The 24,184-nt window shown below is 71.3% G+C and carries 11 protein-coding genes; 3 read left to right on the forward strand and 8 right to left on the reverse strand.

Going from position 1 to position 24,184, the window contains the following annotated elements; translation table 11 throughout:
• Positions 1–206 precede the first annotated feature (206 nt).
• The 3 genes from ACIHEI_RS09775 to pulA form a co-directional block, all read right to left on the reverse strand.
• Positions 207–1,379 carry a macrolide family glycosyltransferase gene (locus ACIHEI_RS09775; protein ID WP_396606248.1) on the reverse strand — a complete coding sequence of 391 codons (1,173 nt, stop codon included), beginning with the start codon at positions 1,377–1,379 and terminating at the stop codon, positions 207–209.
• Between the two features lie 290 nt (positions 1,380–1,669).
• On the reverse strand, positions 1,670–4,024 hold the full coding sequence (locus tag ACIHEI_RS09780) for a M4 family metallopeptidase (RefSeq protein ID WP_396606249.1): 2,355 nt from the start codon (positions 4,022–4,024) through the stop codon (positions 1,670–1,672).
• A 414-nt stretch (positions 4,025–4,438) separates the two neighbouring features.
• Positions 4,439–9,970: a pullulanase-type alpha-1,6-glucosidase gene (pulA, locus tag ACIHEI_RS09785; RefSeq protein WP_396606250.1), complete on the reverse strand. Its 5,532-nt coding sequence runs from the start codon at positions 9,968–9,970 to the stop codon at positions 4,439–4,441.
• A 304-nt stretch (positions 9,971–10,274) separates the two neighbouring features.
• Between pulA and ACIHEI_RS09790 the strand changes: the two genes are divergently transcribed.
• Positions 10,275–11,222, forward strand: a complete 948-nt coding sequence (locus ACIHEI_RS09790; protein WP_396606251.1) for a phosphatase PAP2 family protein — start codon at positions 10,275–10,277, stop codon at positions 11,220–11,222.
• A gap of 51 nt (positions 11,223–11,273) precedes the next feature.
• Here ACIHEI_RS09790 and ACIHEI_RS09795 read toward each other — a convergent pair whose 3' ends face one another.
• The 4 genes from ACIHEI_RS09795 to glnA all read right to left on the reverse strand — a co-directional run bounded on the left by ACIHEI_RS09795 (position 11,274) and on the right by glnA (position 20,082).
• A complete protein-coding gene (locus ACIHEI_RS09795) occupies positions 11,274–14,315 on the reverse strand; it encodes a bifunctional [glutamine synthetase] adenylyltransferase/[glutamine synthetase]-adenylyl-L-tyrosine phosphorylase (RefSeq protein WP_396606252.1) in 3,042 nt (1,013 codons plus the stop codon).
• A gap of 208 nt (positions 14,316–14,523) precedes the next feature.
• A complete protein-coding gene (locus tag ACIHEI_RS09800) occupies positions 14,524–18,198 on the reverse strand; it encodes a tetratricopeptide repeat protein (RefSeq protein WP_396606253.1) in 3,675 nt (1,224 codons plus the stop codon).
• Between the two features lie 204 nt (positions 18,199–18,402).
• Positions 18,403–18,612, reverse strand: coding sequence for a dehydrogenase (locus tag ACIHEI_RS09805; RefSeq protein ID WP_396606254.1), 210 nt, complete (start codon positions 18,610–18,612; stop codon positions 18,403–18,405).
• A 108-nt stretch (positions 18,613–18,720) separates the two neighbouring features.
• Complete coding sequence (glnA, locus tag ACIHEI_RS09810; RefSeq protein WP_392947777.1) at positions 18,721–20,082, reverse strand: type I glutamate--ammonia ligase; 1,362 nt, start codon at positions 20,080–20,082, stop codon at positions 18,721–18,723.
• Between the two features lie 214 nt (positions 20,083–20,296).
• Between glnA and ACIHEI_RS09815 the strand changes: the two genes are divergently transcribed.
• Together ACIHEI_RS09815 and ACIHEI_RS09820 are read left to right on the forward strand one after the other, a co-directional pair.
• Positions 20,297–22,042, forward strand: coding sequence for an NAD+ synthase (locus ACIHEI_RS09815; protein ID WP_396606255.1), 1,746 nt, complete (start codon positions 20,297–20,299; stop codon positions 22,040–22,042).
• A gap of 184 nt (positions 22,043–22,226) precedes the next feature.
• Complete coding sequence (locus ACIHEI_RS09820) at positions 22,227–23,030, forward strand: putative protein N(5)-glutamine methyltransferase (protein ID WP_396606256.1); 804 nt, start codon at positions 22,227–22,229, stop codon at positions 23,028–23,030.
• On the opposite strand, the gene ACIHEI_RS09825 is transcribed toward ACIHEI_RS09820, so the two are convergent.
• Positions 23,027–24,025, reverse strand: a complete 999-nt coding sequence (locus tag ACIHEI_RS09825; protein ID WP_387643430.1) for an endonuclease/exonuclease/phosphatase family protein — start codon at positions 24,023–24,025, stop codon at positions 23,027–23,029. The two genes, ACIHEI_RS09820 and ACIHEI_RS09825, sit on opposite strands and share 4 nt — an antisense overlap.
• Positions 24,026–24,184: the final 159 nt, after the last annotated feature.

A 24,184-nucleotide genomic window follows, 5' to 3' on the forward strand; every position in this document is an offset into this window, starting at 1 on the left:
CGGAGGGAAGGTGCCACTGCAAGAGACTGCAAGGTGGGGTGAAACTTGCAGGAAATTTGCAGTGGCATGACCATATGGTCGGCCCGGACGGCCGTCAAGGGAGCCCGCGACCCGCTCCGGGGCCGGCAAAACGGCAGCGCCGGCCCGCCGCTGACAGTTCGTCAACGGCGGACCGGCGCTCGGCGGGCGGGATCCGAGAAGGAGCCTCAGCCCAGCTGCTGCTCGATCACGTCACAGGCCCGGGCGGTGCCGCCCTCGCCCATCGCGCGGGCGCTCAACTCCCGCAGGCGGGCGGCCACTTCCTCGCTCCCGACCAGCTCGGTGAGCGCCGACCACAGCGCCTCGGGCGTGGCGTCGGCGGTGTCCAGCCGGCGGGCCACGCCGAGCTCGACCAGCCGGTCGGCGTTCATGAACTGCTCGGCGGCCTGCGGCACCGCGATCATCGGCACGCCCGCCAGCAGCCCTTCGCCGCAGCCGCCCATCCCGGCGTGGGTGACGAAGGCGTCGGCCTGCTCCAGGACCGCCCGCTGCGACACCCAGGAGTGCACCTCGACGTTGGCCGGGATCTCCCCCAGCTCGGCCGGGTCCACGTGCTTGCCGATCTGCAGCACCAGGTGCCAGCCGGGGCGGCCGCCGAAGGCCGCCAGGCAGTTCCGGTAGAACTCGGGCTGCCGGGTGAACGCCGAACCGAGCGACACCAGCAGCACCTTCTCCGCCCCGGCCGGACGCCGCCAACCGCCCTGCTCCGCCCGCAGGTCGAAGCACGGCCCGACGAACTCCACGGCCTTGCGGTCCACCCGGTCGGCGTGCGGCTGCATCGCCTCGGTGATCATCGCGACGGCCCGGGCCGGCCGCCCGGAGAACGCGTCCACGTCCACCGTGGTGGCGCCGGAGCCGGCCAGCCACTCGGCGAAGAGCCCGAAGTAGCCGTCCGCTCCCGGCAGTTCGCGGATGGCGGCACCCACCTCCGCCTGGTAGCCGTCCCAGGCGACCAGGGTCGGCGAGAGCTGGACGATCGGCCGGCCCTGCGCCTCGGCGAGCGCCCGGGCGGCGTACGCGCCGATGTCGTACAGGTAGAGGTCGGCCGGGTCGGCGTCGTAGTGCGCGTGCAGCCGGGGGAGCATCGCGATCGCGTCCTCCAGGAAGACCCGCATCTGGCCGATCGGGTCGTCCGGCCAGTCGTGGTCGGCGACCGGCAGGGTGGACGGGTACGGGACGAGCTCGGCACCGGTCGGGGTGATCAGCCCGGCCGCCGACGGGTCGTTGAAGTACGTCACCCGGTGGCCGCGGGCGACGAGTTCGCGGATCACTTCGAGGCTCGGGCGGACGTGGCTGACGGCCGGGATGCCGATCATGGCGATATGGGCGCGACGGGTCATGCGAAAGCACCTGCTTCCGGTCTACGGGGCTGGGAAGGGAACACCGCACCGCCGGCGCGCCGTCAGGGGGCGCCGTGGCGTGCGGGACGCGTGGCTCGGGGCACTGCCCCGGCCGCGTCAGCCGTAGATCTGGTGGAAGAAGGACATGCCGGGACCTTAACCCGCCCGACCCGTCGCACGCATCCGAATTAAATCCGGCTCCCGTGAAGGTAATTGACTGACCATCATGCGAACGCGCCGGTGCCCGGCAGCCGAAGCGGCTGCCGGGCACCGGCACTACCGAAGGAGCGTCAGCTGGTCTGGATCGCGGTGTCGTCGACCACGAAGGAGGTCTGCAGCGAGACGTCCTCGACGGCGTTGAACTTCACCGTGACGGTCTGACCGGCGTAGGCCGACAGGTCGATGGTCTTCTGCGAGTAGCCGGTGTTCTTGTCCAGGTTGGAGTACGTGGCGACCGAGGTGCCGTTGACGGTCACGGTCATCTTGTCGTACGCCGTGCTGGTGGTGGTCTCGGCGGTGTCGATGTGCAGCCAGAAGCTCAGCGACGCCTTGCAGCCCGACGGGATGGTGACGGTCTGCTGGATGCTGTCGGTGTGGCTGGAGCCGTAGCCGTCCATCCACGCCTTCCAGGAACCGCCGTGCGCGGCCTGCGAGGTGGAGTTGTCGACCACACCGCTGGTGGTGGTCCACGGCGCGGCGCTACCGGTCTCGAAGCCGGGGTTGCCGAGCAGCTGGGCCGGGGTGCAGCTGCCGCCGCCGCCACCGCTGACGGTCCAGGTGAAGGAGACGGAGCCGGTCTTGGCGGCGGCGTCCTTCGCGGTGACGGTCACGTTGTAGGTGCCGGCCGCGGTGGCGGTGCCGGTGATCTTGCCGGTGGCGGCGTCGATCGACAGGCCGGTGGGCAGGCCGGTGGCCGTGTAGGTGAGCGGCGCGGTGCCGCCGGTGGCGTTTATCTGCAGGCTGACCGAGGAGTTCAGCGCGGTCGACTGGTTGCCGGGGCTGGTCACGGTCGGGCCGCCGGTGCTGGGCACCGAGCCGACGTTGACGGCCGCCCAGGCGGTCGCGGTGGCGTTGTACTCGGCCGAGTTGGCGCCGTACAGGTCGGTCGCGGCGGACAGCATGCCGGCCCGCGCGCTCGCGTAGTTGGTGGACGAGGTCCAGTAGGTGGTCAGCGCCCGGAACCAGATGGCGGCGGCCTTGTCGTGGCCGATGCCGGTGACCGGGATGTTGTTGTAGGTCGGCGAGTTGTAGCTCACGCCGTTGACCACCTTGGCGCCGCTGCCCTCGGACAGCAGGTAGAAGGCGTGGTTGCCGACGCCGGACGAGTAGTGGACGTCCTTGTTGCCGACCGTGGAGGACCAGTAGTCGGCGGACGCGCCGTCCTTGGACGGCTGGTCCATGTAGCGCAGCGGCGTGCCGTTGCCGTTGATGTCGATCAGCTCGCCGACCAGGTAGTCCGGGTTGTCCTTGGAGTTGTTGGCGTACCACTCGACCATGTTGCCGAACACGTCCGAGGTGGACTCGTTCAGGCCGCCGGACTCGCCGGAGTAGATCAGGCCGGCCGTGTTGGAGGTGACGCCGTGCGTCATCTCGTGGCCCGCGACGTCGAGTTCGGTCAGCGGGTGGGTGTTGCCCGAGCCGTCGCCGTAGGTCATGCAGAAGCAGCTGTCGTCCCAGAAGGCGTTGACGTAGTTGCTGCTGTAGTGGACCCGGCTGTAGGCGCCGACACCGTCGTTGCGGATGCCGTTGCGGCCGTAGGTGTTCTTGAAGTAGTCCCAGGTCATCGAGACGCCGTAGTGGGCGTCGACGGCCGCGGACTCCTTGTTGGCGGCGGTGCCGTCGCCCCAGGTGTCGGTGGCCTTGGTGAACAGGGTGCCGTTGCCGCTGGTCCCGTTGTTCATGTTGGTGGTGTACATCCCACCGCGGGTGGCGTCCTTCAGCTGGTACGTCGAACCGGACAGCGTGGTGCCGACGTTGACGGTGCCGACGAAGACGCCGGTGCCGGTGCCGGTCTCGATGCCTTCCCACTTCTGGATGACGTCGCCGCTGTTGGCGTCGGTCACCACGTGCAGCTTGCTCGGGGTGCCGTCCTTCTGGGTGCCGGCGACCACGGTCTCCCAGGCCAGCCGCGGGCTGTTGTCGGCGGCCCACACCACCAGGCGGGGCGCGGTCTCCAGCGCGGAGCCGGACTCGGCGGCCAGCGCGGTCGCCTGGCCCTTGGCGGCGGCCAGCTTCGGGGTGGTGGACAGGCCGTTCAGCGACGCGGTGGAGGCCCGGTCGACACCCTTGGTGGTGCCGTTCGCGGCCTGGTGGACGACCATGTCGCCACCGAGGACGGGGAGTCCGTTGTAGGTGCGCTCGTAGCGGAAGTGCTGGGTGCCGTCGGCGTCCTTGAACGCGTCCTTGACCACCAGCTTCTCGGCGGAGCCCATGCCCAGGTTCTGCGCGACCTGGGGGGCGCGGGAGCCCGCGTCCGAGAGCAACTGGGCGCGCCCGGCGGCCACCTGCTGGCCGGCGACCTGCGAGGCCGCGGACGGGCCGGCGGGGGCGGCCTGGGCCACCACCGACGGGATCGCGGTCACCAGCAGGGCGGTGGTGGCCGCGAGGGCGGCCATGCTCACGCGGGCATGCGTGTAGCGAGACATTCGGGACTCCTTTACCGACCGTCGCGGGGTCACGAGCGGTGAAGAGAATCTGGCCGCGGTTGCGGCGCAGCGGGGGCCCCGGCCGCCTGTCGCGGCGAGGGTGCGGTGCACGTACGCGGTGCGTGGCTGCGGGGCTGCCGGTGGCCTGGGGAGGGCTCCACCGGCGGGAGTTGGGGCTACCTGTCTTCGCAGCGAGGGGAATCGTGGCAGCAAACACCCGTCGAATGACAGATGCATGCCACGGATTGACTCATTTATGACCGCCCTACAAGTACCTCAAGAGCCCCCCATGGTCCGGCATTTGGGATGCCGTCAGCTAAACATGGCGGTTGAAAGTACCGCACCGATGCTTTCCGGCCAACCCCGCAAGGGGCCCCACCCGGAGGTGAGACCCCTGTTACCGGCAGGGAACCGTTACTTCTGGACGAACACCGCCACCGTCCGGCCCGGCACCGTGAAGGTCCCCGAGGCCGCGTCGAAGGCTGCCTGCCTGACCACCGGATCGGTGCCCGAGGCCTGCACCTGGTGCAGCGCCTGCGCCGTGCCGCGCAGGCCCGCCACCGTCTGGGTCTGTGCGGTCGGGGTGGCGTTGAAGACCACCGTGAGGCCCTTCTCGGCGCCCGGCAGCCCCGTCCCGTCCAGGTGCATGGTGATCACACCCGGGTTCTCCCCCGCGGTGCCGGACAGCGGGAAGGACAGCCGGCGCTGCACCTCGGCCGTGCTCGCCAGCGAGAACAGCGGCGAGGACTGACGGATCCTCAGGAACTGCTGGTAGAGCGCCGTGCCGGCACCCATCTCGTTGCAGCCCATCCGCAGCTTCGGGTCGGCCAGCAGCTGCTTGTCGCGGGCCCACATCTCCTGGTTGTCGGCGGCCATCGGCAGGCCGCGGCCCCAGCCGTTGCCCAACTTGCAGTCCCAGTTGACGGCGTTGAACCAGTCGCCGGAGTCGTACGAGTTGGCGTCCAGCGACTTGGAGCGCAGCAGGTCGCTGCCGGCCTGGGCGAAGCCCGGGCCCTGGGCGAGCGCGGTCAGCGACAGGCCGAGCGCCTGCATCCGGGCCCGGTCGGCGGGCGAGGTGCCCTGCGGCAGCTTGAACGCCAGCGCGTCGTACAGGTCGGCGTTGTCGTGCGCGTCCAGGTACTCCACCGCCTCGCCGGGGTTGGCCGCGTAGCCGGTCGGGGCGCCGTTGTAGTCGACTCCCTTGCCGGTGACGGACTTTCCGGCGGAGTCGGTGAACGCGTAGCCGGCCAGGTTGCCGGTCAGACCGACCTTGATCTGGTCCATCTGGTGCAGCAGCCGGTCCTTCTGCTCCGCCGAACTGCCGTTGTCGGCCGAGCCGTTCGGGTCGGTGTACAGGCCGGAGGCGAAGCCCTGCTGCGGGGCCGAGGACAGCATGTAGTTGCCGCCGCGCCCGGCGTCCCGGATCCGGTCGTTGAAGGTGGCGATGCCCGTCCCGGCCATGTTGGCCTGGATGGCCTGGACGAACCGGGCGTCGTTCGCGACGGTGCCGAAGTTCCAGCCCTCGCCGTAGAGGAAGATGTTCTTCCCGTCCACGCCGTCCCGCTGCGGGGTGAGCCCGCCGAGCGCGGACCGCACGTCCAGCATGGTGGACTTCGGGTCCAGGCCCATCAGGTCGAACCGGAAGCCGTCCACCCGGTACTGCCTGGCCCAGGTGAGCACCGAGTCGACCACCAGCTTGTTCATCATGGCGTGCTCGGGCGCGGTGTCGGCGCAGCACGAGTCGGTGGTGACCTTGCCGCTGTCGCTGAGGCGCTGGTAGTAGCCGGGGACGACCTTGTCCAGCACCGAGTGCTCGTCCTGCCCGGCGGCCGCGGTGTGGTTGTAGACCACGTCGAGCACCACCCGCAGGCCCGCGTCGTGCATCGCCTGCACCATCTCGCGGAACTGCACGGTGCGCGCCGTACCGGTGGGGTCAGTGGCGTACGAGCCCTCGGGGACGGTGTAGTGCAGCGGGTCGTAGCCCCAGTTGTAGGCGTCGTCGGCCTTCACCGCCGCCACGCACTCCTGCTGCTTGCCCGAATCGGCGGGCAGCGCGGCCAGGTCGCAGGCGGGGAGCTTCTGGTCGGCCCGGTTCTCCCGGATGGTGGCGATGTCGAAGGTCGGCAGCAGGTGAATGGTCGTCACCCCGGCCGCGGCGAGCTCCTTCAGGTGCTGCATGCCCGCGGACTTCGACTGCGTGAACGCCAGGTAGGTGCCGCGCTCGTCGGCCGGCACGGTGGTGTCGGCGGCCGAGAAGTCCCGCACGTGCAGTTCCTGGATCTGCTGCTTGACGGCCGGTATCGCCGCCGGGCTGCGGTGCTGGTCCCAGCCCTTGGGCTTGGTCGCGGCGGCCGACAGGTCGGCGACCAGGCTGCGCTTGGAATCGGCGGCCAGCGCGGTCGAGTACGGGTCGGTGACGGTGTTGGTGACCATCTTCCGCACGCTCGGCGCCCACACCTTGACCTGGTACAGGTAGTACTTGCCGTCCAGCTCCTTGGCGTCCTTGGTCAGCGACCACACGCCCGACGCCTCGTCGCGCTTCAGCGGCACGGTCTTCGGGGTGCCGCCGCTCGCCCTGTCGAACAGCTGCACCGCCACCTCGGTCGCGGTCGGCGCCCACAGCGAGAGCGTCACCTGGCGGTTGCTGCCGTTGCCCCGGCCCGGGCCCGTGTACACCGGGCCGAGCTGGGCCTTCGCGGCCTTCCCCGCGTACAGGTCGTCCAGCACGCCGGGGATCTGCACGCCGGTGGCGGCCAGCGCCGCGCCGTTCGGCAGGTGCTCGGCGAAGACCAGCTGGCTGCGCAGCGCGGCGGTGATCCGGCCGGCGTCGCGCGCGTCCACGGTGAACGCCCGGTAGCCGGACAGGTGCGGGAACTTCGCCTTCTGGGCGTCCGTCAGGCCGGCCGCCGGAGTGAGCCGGATCCAGTGGCCGGGCTTGGACAGCACGCCCTGCTCGACGCTCAGCCCGCCGGCCGGGTCGTAGATCAGCTGGGCGCTGGTGCCGCCCTTCAACTGGGCGTCCGCCGCACCGTAGTTGGCGGGCACCACGACGGTCTTCGCGTCGATCCACTGGGCCTTCGCGGAGCCCAGGTCGAGCTGCGAGGAGGCGCCGGCGGTCTGCGGCAGCAGGTAGCCCTCCTGGCCGCCGATGATCCACACCTCGCGGCCGGAGGTGGCGAAGTTCAGCGACTGGTCCTGCGGCAGGTCCTTGTCGTTGCCGTTGTGGATGATGTAGCTGAGGCTGCTCGCCCCGGCCGCCAGCGGCACCTCGAACACCGCGCCGAACGCGTCCTTGCGGGCCGGCATCAGTGGGTTGCCCCAGTCGGTCGGGGTGGCCGCGCCCGTCCAGTCGTGCAGGCCCCAGCCGTCGTAGTTGCCGTCGGCGCGCCGGTAGTGGATGACCGCCTTGCCCTCCGGCACCGGCTGCGCCCCGTCCGGGTTGGCCGTGCGGACGGCCGGGTCGCCCTCCTTGATCCACACCTCGCCAGTGGCGGAGATGTCGATGTGCCGGTCCTGCTCGACGTCCTTGGTGCCGTTCTTCTCCACCACGAACCCGACGTCGGACGCCCCGCCCTTCAGCTTCACGTACGCGAACGCGCCGTACGCGTCCCGCCCGACGAAGCCGTGCCCGTCCGGCCAGGTGGTGCCCTCGCCGTCGGCGATGTCGCCCCAGGTGTACAGGTTCCAGCCGTCGTAGTTGCCGTCCTGGCGCTGGTAGTGCACCACCGCGTACGGCCGCGTCACCGCGCTCGGCGCGGGCACCGGCGCCTGCTGTCCGGTGGTGAACTGCCCGCTCGCGGAGGCCAGTCGGCCCGCCGGGTCCTGCACCACGGCCTTGAACCGCACCACGGTGCCGGGCGCGACGCCGTCCAGGTTCTGCGTGACGCGGTACACCCCGTTGTCGGCGGTGCCCAGCGTCCGCCACGGCCCGTTGCCGACCTGCGCGGCGAACGTCACCCGGTTGAACCCGCCACCGGGCACGCTCGCGCCGAGCGCCACCGTCCCGTACGAACCGTCGGCCGGAGCGTTCACCGTGACCGACGGACCCGCCGCCGGCTTGGCCAGCTTGTGCTTCGCCTTCAGCACCAGCGAGGACATCGCCGGGACGGTGACCGTCACCTTGCCGTCCGCGCTGCTGCTCACCTTGCCCTGGAACCCGTACAGGCCGTCGAAGTCCATGCCCGCGGAGAAGGTGTCCAGCGTGACGGTCTTCGCCCCGGCCGCGTTGTTCACCGCCACCAGGTACTCCACCTGGTCCTTGGCGTCGATCCGGGAGAACGCGTACACCCCCGGCCCGTCCGCCGCGTACCGCTCCACCTGCGCGCCGTCGGCCAGCGCCGGGTTGTCCTTGCGCAGCTTCGCCAACCCGGCGATCCCCCGGTACAGCGCCCCGTCCCGGCCGTACCGGTCCTTCGAACCGGCGTCGCCGCCGATCACCGGGTCGCTGTTGTACGAGGGGGTCTTCGAGGCGAACATGTCCTGCCGGGCGTCCTTGTCGCCGCCCGCGCCGGTGAAGCCCTGCTCGTCGCCGTAGTAGACCACCGGCTGCCCGCGGGTCAGGAACTGCAGCTCGTTGGCCAGCCGGTCCTTGCCCAGCAGCGCCTCGTCCGACGCCCCCGGGTTGTCGCTCCGCAGGAACGACCCGAACCGGCCCATGTCGTGGTTGCCGAGGAAGGTCGGCAACTCGTACGCGTCGGTGTCGGCCGTGGTGTACCGGTAGTCCTGCGCGTACAGCTCGCTCAGCGCCTTCGCCGAACCGTTCTGCGACACGTACTTCCGGGCCGCCTCCTGGAACGCGAAGTCCAGCGTCGCCTGCAGCTTGCCCTTGGTGACGTACGGCGAGGTCACCGCCGGGTCGCCCGAGTACACCTCGCCGAACATGAAGAACTTCTTGTTCCCCTGCTGCGCCGCGAACTGCTTCAGCGCCGGCGCCCACTGCTCCCAGAACGCCATGTTCACGTGCTTGACGGTGTCGATCCGGAACCCGTCAACCCCGGTGTCGGCCACCCACTGCTGGTAGATCTTCTCCATCCCCGCGACGACCTTCGGGTTCTGGGTGTCCAGGTCGTCCAGGCCGGAGAAGTCGCCCTCGGTCGCGGACTCGCCGACGAAGGTCGAGTTGCCCCGGTTGTGGTAGAGCGCCGGGTCGTTCAGCCAGGACGGGGACTTCGCCTTCGTGTCCGCGGGCGCCCGGAACACCGGGGTATAGGGGAAGGAGTCCTTCGAGATGCCCGGCCACTGCGCCCGGGCGTCGGCGACCGCCGTCTCGTCCACCGGGTTCCCGTCGGCGTCCAGCGTCGGGTAGGCGCCCGTCGAACGGTAGTCGTACGAGCCCTCCGCGTAGTCGATGACGTCCGCGGTGTGGTTGGTGATGACGTCGAAGAAGACCTTGAGGCCGCGCTTGTGCGCCTTGTCGATCAGCTCCTTGAGCTGCGCGTTGGTGCCGAAGTGCGGATCGACCTGGGTGAAGTCGGTGATCCAGTAGCCGTGGTAGCCCGCGGACGCGTCCGCCCCCGCGCCCTGCACCGGCTTGTTCTTGAAGATCGGCGCCATCCAGATCGCGGTGGTGCCGAGGTCCTGGATGTAGTCCAGCTTGTCGATCAGCCCTTGCAGGTCGCCACCGTGGTAGAAGCCTTTGTCGGCCGGGTCGAAGCCGTTGTCCAGCCGCCCACCGGTGACCCCGCCGGTGTCGTTGCCGGTGCTGCCGTTGGCGAACCGGTCCGGCAGCACGAAGTAGAACTGCTCCCGGGTCAGGTCGTGCCGGGCCGCGGTCGAAGCCAGCGACGCATCCGACGGCGCGGCCGGCGGGGCGGACGGCGCGGCCGACGCGAGCGGCACGGCGCCCAGCGTCGCGGCGATCAGCGAGGCCGCCACCAGGACGGAGGCCCGTCCGGGACGGCGGTACGGGGTGGTGCGGCGCGGGGAACGGGCTTGGGCGTCGGCCACGACGGGCTCTCCCTCTGGGGCGCTCGGGCAGGGTGGGTGGCGTGGAACCTAGCGCTCTGCAAGATGTTTCAGCAAGATGCGAAAGCCCTTCCGGCCGGGAGTCATATCGAGTCGTGACCTGCCCCGCTTGGGATCCGCGCACGAACGAGACCCCGGTTCGACCCCCGGTAACCCTCACGTCACAATGGACCGCATGCGCCTCGAGAACCGATCGACCCCTACCCCCGTAGGGGGACAGTCGGTGAAGAATCCCCGACCAGAGGATGAGCAAGCGGCCACGCCTCTTCTGGCAGACTTCTCGTCCATGGGGGAACCGACCGAGATCCACGCACCCGGCGCCGACCGCGCCGAGCGGAGCGCACGCGACGGTTCCGACCCGGGCACGGACCACACCGCCCACAAGCCCGGCGGAGCCACCCGCGTCGCCCAGCCACCCGCCGCCGGCCTCCGCGCCCGCCTGCGCGAGCAGCGACGCGCCCCGCGCAGACCGCACCTGTTCTTCGAACTCGCCCTGATCGGCATCAGCTACTGGCTGTACTCGCTGGTCCGGAACGCGGTTCCCGAGCAGGCCGCGATAGCGCACAAGCACGCCAACTGGATCTGGGACCTCGAACACACCCTCGGCATCGCCGTCGAGCGCTCGATCAACCACGCCGTCAACTCGGTGACCTGGCTGATCGTCGGAATGAACTACTACTACGCCACCCTGCACTTCATCGTCACCATCGGCGTACTGGTCTGGCTCTACCGCTCCCACCCCGGCCGCTACGCAGCCGCCCGCACGGTGCTCTTCGTCACCACCGGCATCGCCCTGCTCGGCTTCTACTTCTTCCCCCTCGCCCCACCCCGCCTGATGGACGCCGGTTTCGTCGACACCGTCACCGTCCACCAGACCTGGGGCTCCATGGCCTCCGGCGCCGGCGCACACGTCTCCAACCAGTTCGCGGCCATGCCCTCCATGCACATCGGCTGGTCCATGTGGTGCGGCCTCACCATCTTCTTCCTGGCCCGCCGCACCTGGGTCCGCGTCCTCGGCCTCGCCTACCCCCTCGTCACCCTCAGCGTGATCATCTCCACCGCCAACCACTTCTGGCTGGACGCCGTCGGCGGCGAGATCTGCCTGATCATCGGCTTCGTCGCGGCCCGGTTCATCTACCACAACTGGGTCTACCGCCTCCCCCGCGACCCGGACGACGCGGCGGAGAACGCCCTGACGGTTCCGGTCTCCTGGAACGCCAGAGTCTCGGCCTAGGGAAACCAGGGGCGCAGGAAGACTTGCGCGAGCGGCCCGCCCGCGTTCGCCCTACTCCGCCCCGTAAAACAGCCGCTCGACGGCGTGTCGCGCCCGGCGGGTGGTCCGGCGATATTCGTCCAGCAGCTCGCCGGAGTGCCCGACGCCGTAGCCGAGGTAGCGCGCGACGCCCGCCAGTTCCCTCGCGTCGCCCGGGAAGCTGTCCCCGGCCCGGCCCCGGACCAGCATCACGGCGGCCCTTACCCGCGAGGCCAGGACCCACGCGGCGTCCAGCACCTCCGCGTCCTCCCGCTCCACCAGGCCGGCCGCCGTCGCGGCCGAGAGCGCGGCTCGGGTCCGGGTGGTGCGCAGGTCCGGGATCTCGTGGCCGTGCCGGAGTTGGAGAAGCTGGACCGTCCACTCCACATCCGCCAGCCCGCCGCGGCCGATCTTCGTGTGGGTGGTGGGGTCGGCGCCGCGGGGCAGTCGTTCGGCCTCGATCCGGGCCTTGATGCGGCGGATCTCCGTCAGGTCGCGTTCGGAGACGCCCCCGCCGGGGTAGCGCAGCGGGTCGATGAGATCCCGAAAGCGTGCGCCGAGTTCGAGGTCGCCGGCCATCGGTTCGGCCCGTAGCAGTGCCTGGCTCTCCCAGGCGTGCGACCAGCGCGCGTAGTAGCCGGCGTAGGAGGCGAGGGTCCGCACCAGCGGGCCGTTGCGGCCCTCGGGGCGGAGGTCCGCGTCGACCTCCAGTGGGGGTTCGACCGAGGGCGCGGCGAGCAGGGTCCGCATCTCGCCGATGACGGCTTTCGCCGCGCCCGCCGCGTCGTCGTCCAGGACGCCGAGTCGCGGCTCGTGGACGAACAGCACGTCCGCGTCGGAGCCGTAGCCGAGTTCGTGGCCGCCGAACCGGCCCATGCCGATGACCGCGATCCGGGTGGGCAGTTCGCCGTTGCGGGCCTCCCAGCCGGCGGTCGCGGCGCGCAGCGCGCCCTGCAGGGTGGCGGCGTTGATCGAGGTGAGGGCTTCGCCGGCGGCGTCCAGCGCCTGTGCGGGGTCGTCGTCGAGTCGTCCGAGCAGGTCGGCGGCGGCGGTGCGGAACAGTTCGCGGCGGCGTACCGACCGTGCTGCCGCCACCCCGGCCGAGGGGCTGTCGGCGCGGCCGACGGCGGCGAGGATCTCGGACTCGAGTGCGGCCCGGCCGCGCGGCGCCAACCCGCTGGAGTCCCCGAGCATCGCGACCGCCTCGGGTGCCCGCAGCAGCAGGTCGGGGGCGAATCGCCCGGCCGACAGCACCCGGGCCAGCTGTTCGGCGGCCGCGCCCTCGTCGCGCAGCAGCCGCAGGTACCAGGGGGTGCCGCCGAGCGCGTCGGAGACCTGCCGGAAGTTGAGCAGGCCGGCGTCCGGGTCGGCGGAGTCGGCGAACCAGCCGAGCAGGACCGGCAGCAGGGTGCGCTGGATGGCTGCCTTGCGGCTGACGCCGGAGGCGAGTGCGGAGATGTGCCGCAGCGCGGCGGCCGGGTCGGCGTAGCCGAGTGCGGCGAGGCGCTGCCGGGCGGCTTCGGCGGTGAGCCCGGCGGCGCCGGAGCGGGTGACCCGCAGTTCGGCGACGGGCAGTTCGGCGACGGCGTCGAGGAGCGGACGGTAGAACAGCCGCTCGTGCAGCCGTCGCACCTCGACGGCGTGCCGCTTCCACTCCCGTTGCAGGGCGGTGACGGGGTCGTCCCTGGTGTCGCCGTTGATCAGCGGGGCCATGGTGCGGGCCAGTCGGCGCAGGTCGGCCGGGTCGGTGGGCATCAGGTGGGTGCGGCGCAGCCGGTGCAGCTGGATGCGGTGTTCGAGGGTGCGCAGGAAGCGGTACGCGCCGTCCAGCGAGGCGGCGTCGGCGCGGCCGACGTAACCCCCGGAGGAGAGCGCAGAAAGCGCTTCCAGGGTGTTGCCGCTGCGCAGGCCCTCGTCGGTCCGGCCGTGCACGAGTTGCAGCAGCTGGACGGCGAACTCGACGTCCCGCAGCCCGCCCGGGCCGAGTTTCAGCTGCCGTTCCAGCTCGCCCGCCGGAATCGTATCGACCACCCGGCGGCGCATCTGCTGGACGTCCGCGACGAAGTGCTCGCGGGCGGCGGCCTCCCACACCAGCGGGGCCACCGCCTCGGTGTACGCCCGGCCGAGTTCGGCGTCCCCGGCGACCGGGCGGGCCTTCAGCAGCGCCTGGAACTCCCAGGTCTTGGCCCACCGCCGGTAGTACGCGAGGTGGCTGGCCAGGGTGCGCACCAGCGGACCGTTGCGGCCCTCCGGGCGCAGATTGGCGTCCACCGGCCAGATCACGCCCTCGCCGGTGGTGTCCGAGCACAGCCGCATCAGCCGCGCGGCGAGGCGGGTGGCGGCCTGCATCGCGCGCTGCTCGTCCACCCCGTCCCGCGGCTCGGCCACGAAAATCACGTCCACATCCGAGACATAGTTCAGCTCCCGGCCGCCGCACTTCCCCATCCCGATCACCGCCAGCCGGCACGCGGCGGCCGCCTCCGGATCCTCGGCGGCGGCGATGTCCAGCGCGGTCTGCAGCGTGGCACCTGCCAGGTCGGCCAGCTCGGCGGCGGCCTGCGGCAGGTCGGTGGTGCCGGACAGGTCGCGGGCGGCGATCGTCAGCAGGCAGCGCCGGTACGCGGCCCGCAGCGCATCGGCCGCCCCCGCCTCCCCCGGCTGAACGCGACGGGCCAGCTCGCCGAGAAAATCCCCACGCCCCGGGTGGATGTCGCGCAACTCGAACGTGACCAGCGCGTGCCAGTCCCGCGGATGCCGGGCCAGATGATCACCGAGCGCCGTCGACGCCCCCAGCACCCCCAGCAACCGGTCACGCAGCGGCTTCGACGTGGTGAGCGTGTCGCGCAAGGTGTGCCGCTCATGCGGATCCAGCGCCTCCAGCAACCGCGCCAACCCGAACAGCGCCTGATCCGGATCGGCCGCCGCCCCCAACGCGTCCAACAGCACCGGATCAGCAGCGAGCCCGCTCAACTCCGGCTCGTCCAACAACCGCACCGCCTGGTCGGGGTCGGAGAACCCGCGCCGCACCAGTCGCGTCTCCAGCCGACTGACCCGGCTCCCGGACCGTTCCTCCACCGCTCCGCCTCCCGTTCGTCTCCCGTCTCCGAAGCGTACGTTCCAGGCGGGCCCCCGGACCGTTCGCCGCTCTCGTGGCAGCCCGTCCCCCACGCTGCTCGCCTGATCAAGTCCGGCTCGCGAAAACCTGCTGTTCCACGAGGGCGGCCGCCATGCCCCGTGGCCCGCACCCGCCCGGCGCCGCGAGCAGCTGCGCCGCTGAGCGCACTCAGCCCGGCGCTGCCCGTGCCTCCAGCAGCCGCTGCCGGAGGGCGGCCGCATGCTCGGCGACGGACGGCATGACCCGGACCAGGGTGCCGAGTTCGATGTGCAGTTCAGCGAGCTGCCCGGCGGACGGCGCGGCCTGCAGGAACGCGTCCAGCACATGAGCGGCTTCGGCCGGATCGGACGCGGCGGTGTGGGCGAGCACCAGGTTGCTCAGGGTCGCGACAGTGCCGCCCGGTCGGAGGAGTTCGACGGCACGTGCGAAGCAGGCATCCCCCTCGGACCGGCCGAGCGCGTGCAGGACCACCCCCTTCTCGTAGTGGACCCAGCCCTTCTCCGGCTCCTCCTCGATCGCCCGGTCGAGGTCCGCCAACGCCTCCGCGTATCTGCCCAGCAGGCGGTACGTCAGCCCTCGCGCCGCCACCAGCCAGGCCGCCGGACTGGCCTCGACGGCCCGGTCGCAGTCGGCCAACGCTTCGTCGTACCGGCCGAGGAGCCGGTACACGACGCCCCGGAGCACACCGTGGGCCGGATCGAGTCGCACCGCGCGGTCGTACGCCGTCAGGGCCTCGGCGAATCTGCCCGCCATCCGGTGGGCGAAGCCCTGCGAACCGGCGAGCAACGCATGGTCGGGACCGAGTTCGAGCGCCCGGTCGTAGTCCGCCAACGCCTCGTCGTACCTGCCCATCGCCAGGTGGGCGTTGCCCCGCTGCTCGACCGCCCAGCCGCTTCCTGGGGCGAGTTCCACGGCCCGGTCGAAGTCGGCCAGTGCTTCCGTGTGCTGTCCCATCGCCACGTACTGGTGGCCACGCGCCGCCAGAGTCCTGGGCTCGTCGGGTTCGAGGGCGAGCGCCCGGTCGAGGTCGGCCAGCGCCTCCGGGTGGTCTCCCATCGCCTGGTGAAGGCTGCCGCGGGCGACGAACAGCGCCGCCTCCTCGGGCATCAGCCGAATGGCCCGGTCGAGACCGTCCAGCGCGTCCTGATGACGCCCCAGGTCCCGGTACATCCACGTACGTGCCAGCACCGTCCACCAGGAGTGCGGGGCGAGTTCCACTGCCCGGTCGTACGAGGCCAGCGCCTCCTCGGGCCGCCCAAGCTCCCGGCAAGTGTCGCCGCGCGCGGTGAGGGCCACCACGTCCCCGGGATCGAGCTCGACGGCCCGCTCGTAGTCCGCCAACGCCTCCTCGAACCGGCCCAGCTCCTGGTAGGTCCCACCCCGTGCGTGGAAGGCCCACCCGTACTCGCCGTCGATCTCGATCGCCCGGGCGAAGTCGGCCAGCGCCTCCTCCAGCCGGCCCAGCTCCCGGTAGGTCAGACCTCGGCGGACCAGGGCCGGCACATTGTCCGGATCGAGCTCGAGCGCCCGGACGAGATCCCTCAGTGACGCCTGGTGACGCCCCAGGTCCCGGTTGGCGTGGCTCCTGAAGCTGAGGGCCAGGACGTACTCCGGGTCGAGCTCGATCGCCCGGTCGAGATCGGCCAGCGCCACCTCGGGCCGCCCCGACTGGCGGTGGATCTCGCCCCGGACGGTGAGGGAGAACAGGTCCTCGGGATCGACCTCGATCGCTCGACCGAAACTGGCCAGCGCCTCCTCGGTTCGCCCTCTCCCCCAGTAGATCTGCCCCTGGCCAATGAGAGCCCAGCGGTCGTCCGGATCGAGCTCGACGGCCCGGTCGTAGTCCGCCAGCGCCTCCTCGTGCCGTCCCAACTCCTGGTGGGTGTCGCCGCGACGCCCGAGGGCCCAGCCGTGGCCGGGGTCGAGCTCGACGGCCCGGTCGAAGTCGGCCAGCGCCTCCTCGTACTGTCCCGTCAGACGCCGGGCCTCCCCCCGGGTGGCAAAGGCCGCGGCGTAGTCGGGATCCAGCTCGACGGCCCGGTCGAGATCGGCCAGCGCCTCCTCGTACCGCTCCGCCGTGATCAGGGCGCGCCCGCGACTGTGCAGCGCCTCCGGCCGGTCGGGGTCGAGCGTCACCGACCGGTCGAAGTCCGCCAGCGCGAGGTCGTGCCGGCCCTGCCCGTGGTGTCCGATGCCGCGCCGCCGGTACGCCACGGCCCGACCCGGGCGGTCGAGGACCCTGCCCGACAGCAGCAGCGTCGTCGCGGCGATCCCCGGCTCCGGTTCGGCCATCGCCGCCACCAGCCGATCACCCCACTCCTGGAGCTCCCCCGTGCCCGTGTCCCGACCTGCCCGGGCGAGCATCTGCACCCAGCGGAGCAGCGTCGCAGTGCTGTGGCTCCAGGCGTCGAGCAACTCCCGCAGCGCGAGCGGCAGCGCCCGGTCGGGGTCGGCGCACAGCCGGTGGTACGTCTCCTGGAGGCGGTACCCGCACCAGCGTTCGTCCCGCCAGCGGCCTCCCGTCTCCTCTGCGTCGCAGGCGAGTTGAGCCCGCCACTCGCCGAACGTCGTCGCCAGCCGCTCGTGCTGCCGCCGCCACCGCACCGGCGACTGCTGCCGCTGAAGCCGCAGCATCGCCGTCCGCACCACCTCGTGGTAGTGACACCGCCCCGACCGATCAATCACGAACGGCATCGACCGCAGCCACCCGAACAGCTCCCGGGCCTCCTCGTCCTCAACGGCCGCCCGGTACACGTCCTCGTCCAACTCCTGCGGCAGCGCACAGGCCAACGCGGCCGCTCTCCGTTCAGGCTGGGTCTCCCACTTCAGGAAACGCTCAACCGCTGTGCCGACCGGGTCGCCGACCTCGGCCGCCGCACTCGGCTGCGACTCGGCGAGAGTGGAGACCAGCAGCGGCAGCCGACCGGACAGCCGCAGCACCACCTCGATCACGTGCTCGTCCGTGACGCCCTTGGCGGCCAGCAGCTGGCGCGCCTCGGTCTCGGTGAACACGTCCAGTGGCAGATCCGCGACCAGGTCCATCCAGTCCCCCCAGCACTGCGCGTCCAGCCGCCCCTGCCCGGCCAGCACCACCAGCACGTTCGCAGGCAACTCGCCGTAGCGGTCGCTGAGCAGCACGTCCCGCAGCCAGGTGTCGAGCATCGGCCCGGTGCGCTCGTAGGTGTCGAAGAACAACACCACCCAGCTGCGCCGCTGCGCGATCTCCGTCAGCTCCTGAAGGAATACCGGCGCCAGCGCCTCGACGGGCGACAGCACCAGCTGCACGTCCTCGTGGCTACGGAACCGCGCGCTGAGCATGCCCTTCAACTGCTCGGCGCCGGCAGCGACTTGATTGGCGTCCAACGCCCCCGTGAATGCTCCGACCCCGGGGATCATCCCCAGCCCGACCAGGCCGACCCTCGACGCGATCACACTTCCCGGAGACGGGGACGCGCTCTCCCCCGCCACCACCAGACCGGCGTCCGCCTCGTGCCGCCGCTGCTGATACGTGTTCAGCAGCCGCTCCAGCGACTTCATCGGCGTACCCTGCTGCCCGAACTGCCCGGCGAGCGCCTTCATCGCCTCGACGGGATCGGCCACCGCCTCGTCCACGTACCCGGTCGCGGCCTGTGCGTCCCGCGCCGCCGTCTCCATCTGCCGCACCAGCGTGGACTTCCCCACCCCGCCGGGCCCGTGCACATGGAACAGGAACTGCGCCGCGTCCTCCGGCACCTGCCCCAACACCTCGGTGAACGCAGCCAGTTCACTCCGCCGCCCGACGAACCCGCTCCGCCGCCGACGCCGGATCAACTCCTGCCGCGAAGGCCCCCGCCCGCCACTCACCTCGGCGACCCGCCGTCCCGCTGCTGCATCTCGGCCTGCGACTCGCGGCATTCGTGGAACACGATCGCCTCCTGCTCGACCACCCGCAATTCACGCACCCCGGCCACGCCCGCCCCCAGATCGCTCCCTGGCGCGGCAGCCCAGCAACTGGAACCGCCCGCGACCAACTGTCGACACAACCCGTCACTACCCCGTCGACGGCGGTCACTCACGGAGGATGTCGGGGTACGGGCAGGCCTCCAACGGCTCACCCGACCGGTCCAGCCACCCCCACCAGACGTGCCGCTGGTCGCACGCCATGACGCCGCGACAGGTCCGCTTCCCGTCGTCCTCGCGCTCGAACAGCACCATGGCGCCGAACGACAGCGGACGATCGCACCCGGCGCAGCTCGGCCGGTTCTCCTCGGACGCCATGGCGCGCACCGTATCGCACGGATGGACCGTCGATCGGCCCGCCCGGGACGTACGAAGGGCCACGGGCGGGCGGCACCGCGCCACCGGCCCGGGGCCCCACGCCCGCGGCTACAGCACCTGGAGGATCTTCCGCAGCTCGAACGGCGTGACCTCGGAGCGGTACTCCTCCCACTCCTGCCGCTTGTTGCGCAGGAAGAAGTCGAAGACGTGCTCGCCCAGCGTCTCGGCGACGAGTTCGCTGCGCTGCATGAGGTCGATCGCTTCGCCGAGGTTCTGGGGCATGGGCTGGATGCCGAGGGCGCGGCGTTCGCCATCCGTCAGGGCCCAGACGTCGTCGTCGGCGCCGGGGGGGAGTTCGAGGTTGTCCTCGATGCCCTTGAGGCCGGCGGCGAGGGTGACGGCGTAGGCGAGGTAGGGGTTGCAGCCGGTGTCGAGGGAGCGGACCTCGATGCGGGTGGAGCCCTGCTTGCCGGGCTTGTACATGGGGACGCGGATGAGGGCGGAGCGGTTGTTGTGGCCCCAGCAGATGTAGGAGGGGGCTTCGCCGCCCGCGCCGGCGGTGCGCTGGGAGCCGCCCCAGATGCGCTTGTAGGAGTTGACCCACTGGTTGGTGACGGCGGCGGTCTCGGCGGCGTACTTGAGCAGGCCGGCGATGAAGGAGCGGCCGACCTTGGAGAGCTGGTACTCGGCGCCGGATTCGTGGAACGCGTTGCGGTCGCCCTCGAAGAGGGAGACGTGGGTGTGCATGCCGGAGCCGGGGAAGTTGGAGAACGGCTTGGGCATGAAGCTGGCGTGGACGCCCTGTTCGAGCGCGACCTCCTTCATGACCAGGCGGAAGGTCATGATGTTGTCGGCGGTGGAGAGCGCGTCGGCGTAGCGGAGGTCGATCTCCTGCTGGCCGGGGGCGCCCTCGTGGTGGCTGAACTCGACCGAGATGCCCATGGATTCGAGCATGGTGATGGCCTGGCGGCGGAAGTCGTGGCCGATGCCGCGCGGGGTGTGGTCGAAGTATCCGGACTGGTCGGCGGGGGTGGGCGGGGTGCCGTCGCCGGGGAGGTCCTTGAGGAGGAAGAATTCGATCTCGGGGTGGGTGTAGAAGGTGAACCCCTGGTCGGAGGCCTTCTTCAGGGTGCGCTTGAGGACGTAGCGCGGGTCGGCGTAGGACGGGGAACCGTCGGGCATCCGGATGTCGCAGAACATTCGGGCGGTTCCGGGGTTCTCGGAGCGCCACGGCAGTATCTGGAACGTGGTGGGGTCCGGCTTGGCGATCATGTCGGACTCGTACACCCGGGCGAAGCCCTCGATCGCGGAGCCGTCGAAGCCGATGCCCTCCTCGAAGGCCTGCTCCAGTTCCGCGGGGGCGACCGCCACGGACTTGAGGAAACCGAGGACGTCGGTGAACCACAGCCGGACGAACCGGATGTCACGCTCTTCGAGTGCGCGAAGCACGAACTCCTGCTGCTTGCCCATGGGGACAGTCTCACCTCTGCTCTTTACGCCCGTGTTACGCCTGACACGCCCTGAACCGGACGAACCGGATGCGTCGCACCGAACCGCGCCGCGTCGGACCGCATCGCGCCGTGACCCATCATGGCGGATCCCGGTCCGCTTGCCGACCGCGCGGACCGTGCGGGCAACCCACCCCTCGCGACATAACGTCAGTTAGACGATTACACTCAGGGGCATGCCGAATCTGCGTCTCGCCCTGTGCCAGATCGACCCCTGGGTCGGTGACCTCGCCCGCAACAGCGAGGAGGTGCTGCGCTGGTCGAAGCGGGCCGCCGAGTCCGGCGCGGACCTGATCGCGTTCCCGGAGATGGTGCTCACGGGCTACCCGGTCGAGGACCTCGCGTTCCGCAACTCTTTCGTGGAGGGCTCGCGCGCCGCCCTGGTGGACCTGGCGGCCAAGCTGCAGGCCGAGGGCCTGGGCGACACTCCGGTGCTGGTCGGCTACCTGGGCCGGGGCGAGCCGGGCAGCAAGTACGCGGGCAAGCCGCAGAACTGCGCGGCGGTGCTGCGCGGCGGCGAGGTGGTGACCAGGTTCGCCAAGCACTTCCTGCCGAACTACGGCGTGTTCGACGAGTACCGCTACTTCGTGCCGGGCGACCAGCTGACGGTCCTTCGGCTGCACGGCGTGGACGTCGCGCTGGCGATCTGCGAGGACATCTGGCAGGAGGGCGGCCGGGTCGCCGCGACCGGTCAGGCCGGTGCGGGGCTGCTGCTGTCGATCAACGGTTCGCCGTACGAGCGGGACAAGGACGACGTCCGGCTGGAGCTGGTCAAGCGCCGTGCGGCCGAGGCCGGTTGCCCGCTGGTGTACCTGAACATGGTCGGCGCGCAGGACGAGCTGGTCTTCGACGGCGAGTCGCTGGTGGTCGACGAGAACGGTGAACTTCTGGCCCGCGGACCGCAGTTCGAGGAGGCGCTGCTGGTCATGGACCTCGACCTGCCGACCTCGTCCGAGCCGGGCCTGCCCGACGGCACGGTGCTCGCCGACGGCCTGCGGCTGACCCGGGTCGACCTGGGCGGCGAGCCGAAGCCCGCGCCCGCCGAGATCAAGTCCCCCCACATCAACCAGCGGCTGGACGACGAGGCCGAGGTGTACGCGGCGCTGGTCGAGGGCACCCGGGCGTACGTCCGCAAGAACGGCATGCGCTCGGTGCTGATCGGCCTGTCCGGCGGCATCGACTCGGCGCTGGTGGCGGCGATCGCGGTGGACGCGATCGGCGCGGAGCACGTGTACGGCGTCTCGATGCCCTCGCGCTACTCCTCGCAGCACTCCCGCGACGACGCCGCCGAGCTGGCCCGCCGCACCGGGCTGCACTTCCGCACCGTCCCGATCGCCCCGATGTTCGACGCCTACATGGGCGCCACCGAGCTGACCGGCCTGGCGGAGGAGAACCTGCAGTCCCGGCTGCGCGGCACCCTGCTGATGGCGATCTCCAACCAGGAGGGGCAGATCGTCCTCGCCCCGGGCAACAAGAGCGAACTCGCGGTCGGCTACTCGACGTTGTACGGCGACTCGGTCGGCGCGTACGGCCCGATCAAGGACGTCTACAAGTCGCTGATCTTCCGGCTGGCCCGCTGGCGCAACTCGCAGGCCGAGGCGCGCGGCGAGGTGCCGCCGATCCCGGAGAACACCATCAGCAAGCCGCCGTCCGCCGAGCTGCGCCCCGACCAGGTGGACACCGACTCGCTGCCGGACTACGACCTGCTGGACGCCGTCCTGGACCGGTACGTCGAGGGCGACCAGGGGCGGGACGCGATCGTCACCGAGGGCTTCCCGGCCGAGGTGGTGGACCGGGTGGTACGCCTGGTCGACCTGGCCGAGTACAAGCGCCGGCAGTACCCGCCGGGCCCGAAGGTCTCGCCGAAGAACTTCGGCCGCGACCGCCGGCTGCCCATCACCAACCGCTGGCGACAGGGCTGACAAAAGGGCTGACAGGACGGGCGGCAGGGGTTAGGGTGAGCGCCGCGATACGCGCCCGATCATGGACGGCGCGCCGGCCGAAGGAGGTGGGAGAGATCACCGTGCAGGTTGTCGAGGTGCTCCCCCGCCGTCCGACCGCGGCCTGACCGGACGGGGAGCCCGCAAGGCTTTCCGAGAGGTCTCCGTGTCGTTCCCCCTTTCCCCCGCCCAGCTGACCGACCACGTCACCGACCGGCTGCGGGCGGCCGGCTGTGTCTTCGCCGAGGACGAGGCCCGGCTGCTGCTGTCCGCCGCCGACCGCCCCGACCGGCTCGCCGAGATGCTCGGACTGCGGTGCGCGGGGCACCCGTTGGAGCAGGTGGTGGGCTTCGCCGAGTTCGCCGGGCTGCGCATCGCGCTGACCCCGGGTGTGTTCGTGCCGCGCCGGCGCAGCGAGTTCCTGGTCGAACGGGCCGTCGCACTGGGCGCGCCCGGCGCGGTGGTGCTGGACCTGTGCTGCGGCTCCGGCGCGATCGGCGCGGCGCTGGCCGCCCGGCTCGGCGGGGTCGAGCTGCACGCCGCCGACGTCGACCCGGCCGCCGTCGCGTGCGCCCGCCGCAACCTCGCCCCGTACGGCGGCGTGGTGCACCTGGGCGACCTGGACGCCCCGCTGCCCGCCGACCTGCGCGCCCGGGTCGGACTGCTGGTGGCCAACGCCCCGTACGTGCCGACCGGCGAAATACCGCTGCTCCCGCCGGAGGCCCGCGACCACGAGCCGCCGGTGGCACTGGACGGCGGCGCCGACGGCCTGGCAGTGCAGCGCCGGGTGGCGGCCGCCGCGCCGCGCTGGCTGGCGCCCGGCGGCCACCTGCTGATCGAGACCAGCGAACGGCAGGCCCCGGCGACGGCCGCACTGATGTCCCGCCAGGGCCTGACGGTCCGGATCGAGCAGGACGAGGAGCGGGACGCCGCCGTGGTGATCGGCAGCAGTCCGGGCGGGCCCTCCTAGTACTTGTACGCGGCGGTCAGCGCCAAGTGGTCGCTCGCGTCCGCCGGCAGGGTGCGGGAGTCGGTGGGGACCAGCCCGCCCTTGCTGAGGATCTGGTCGATCCGGGCCATCGGGAAGGACGCCGGCCAGGAGAAGCCGAAGCCGTCGCCGGCCGCGCCCTGGGCGGAGCGCAGCTGGGAGGTGATGGGGGCGAGGCTGCGGTCGTTCATGGTGCCGTTGAGGTCGCCGAGCAGCAGCACCTTGCCCAGCGGCTCGTGCTCGATGGCGTCGCCGAGGGCCTGCGCGCTGACGTCGCGGCGGCCGGCGGTGAAGCCGCTGTCGAACTTGACCCGCACCGAGGGCAGGTGGGCGACGTACACGGCGAGCGGGCCCTTGGGGGTGGTGACCTGGGCGCGGAAGGCCCGGGTCCAGCCCATTTTGAGGTCGACCACGGTGACGTCGTCGATCGGGTAGCTGGACCACAGGCCGACGGTGCCCTTGACCACGTGGTACGGGTACGCCTGCTCCAGCCCGGCGGCGTAGACGGGCGCGACGGCGCCGGAGATTTCCTGCAGGGCGACGATCTGCGCGCCGGAGCCGTTGAGCATCCGGATGGTGCCCTGCGTGTCGTCGTTGGCGGCGGACACGTTGTGGGTGAGCACGGTGAAGTCGCCGGGTCCGCTGCTCTTGTCGACCAGCAGCGCGCCGAACAGGTTCAGCCACACCGCGGCTGGCAGCAGCGCGGCCACCACGGCGACGCCGGAACGCCGCCACAGGGCGAGTACCAGCAGCACCGGTACCGCCAGGCCCAGCCAGGGCAGGAAGGTCTCCAGCAGGCTGCCGAGGTTGCCGAACCGGTTCGGCAGCTGGGCGTGGGTCACCAGCAGCACCGTGAGCAGTACGCCGAGCGCGGTGAGCAGCCAGGCGCGCCGCCAGTCGAACCAGCGCCGCAGCCGGCCGCGCCAGGTCGGCGCCTGCTCGTCCGCCACAACCGCCGGGCCGTCCGCCCGCACCATGCCCGCTCCTTGCCGCCGTGTCCGTCGACTCCCTGCCGACCCGCCCGATCTGCTCCGATCCGATTCTCGGCTCAGCCTATGACGGGAGGGACGCGACAATGTGTGCGAGGAGTTCCACGCCCAGGCCGATCTAGGGCCTGTCCGGCCGATCTTGTCGGA

It is taken from the genome of Kitasatospora sp. NPDC051984 (assembly GCF_044593455.1).
Taxonomy (GTDB): domain Bacteria; phylum Actinomycetota; class Actinomycetes; order Streptomycetales; family Streptomycetaceae; genus Kitasatospora.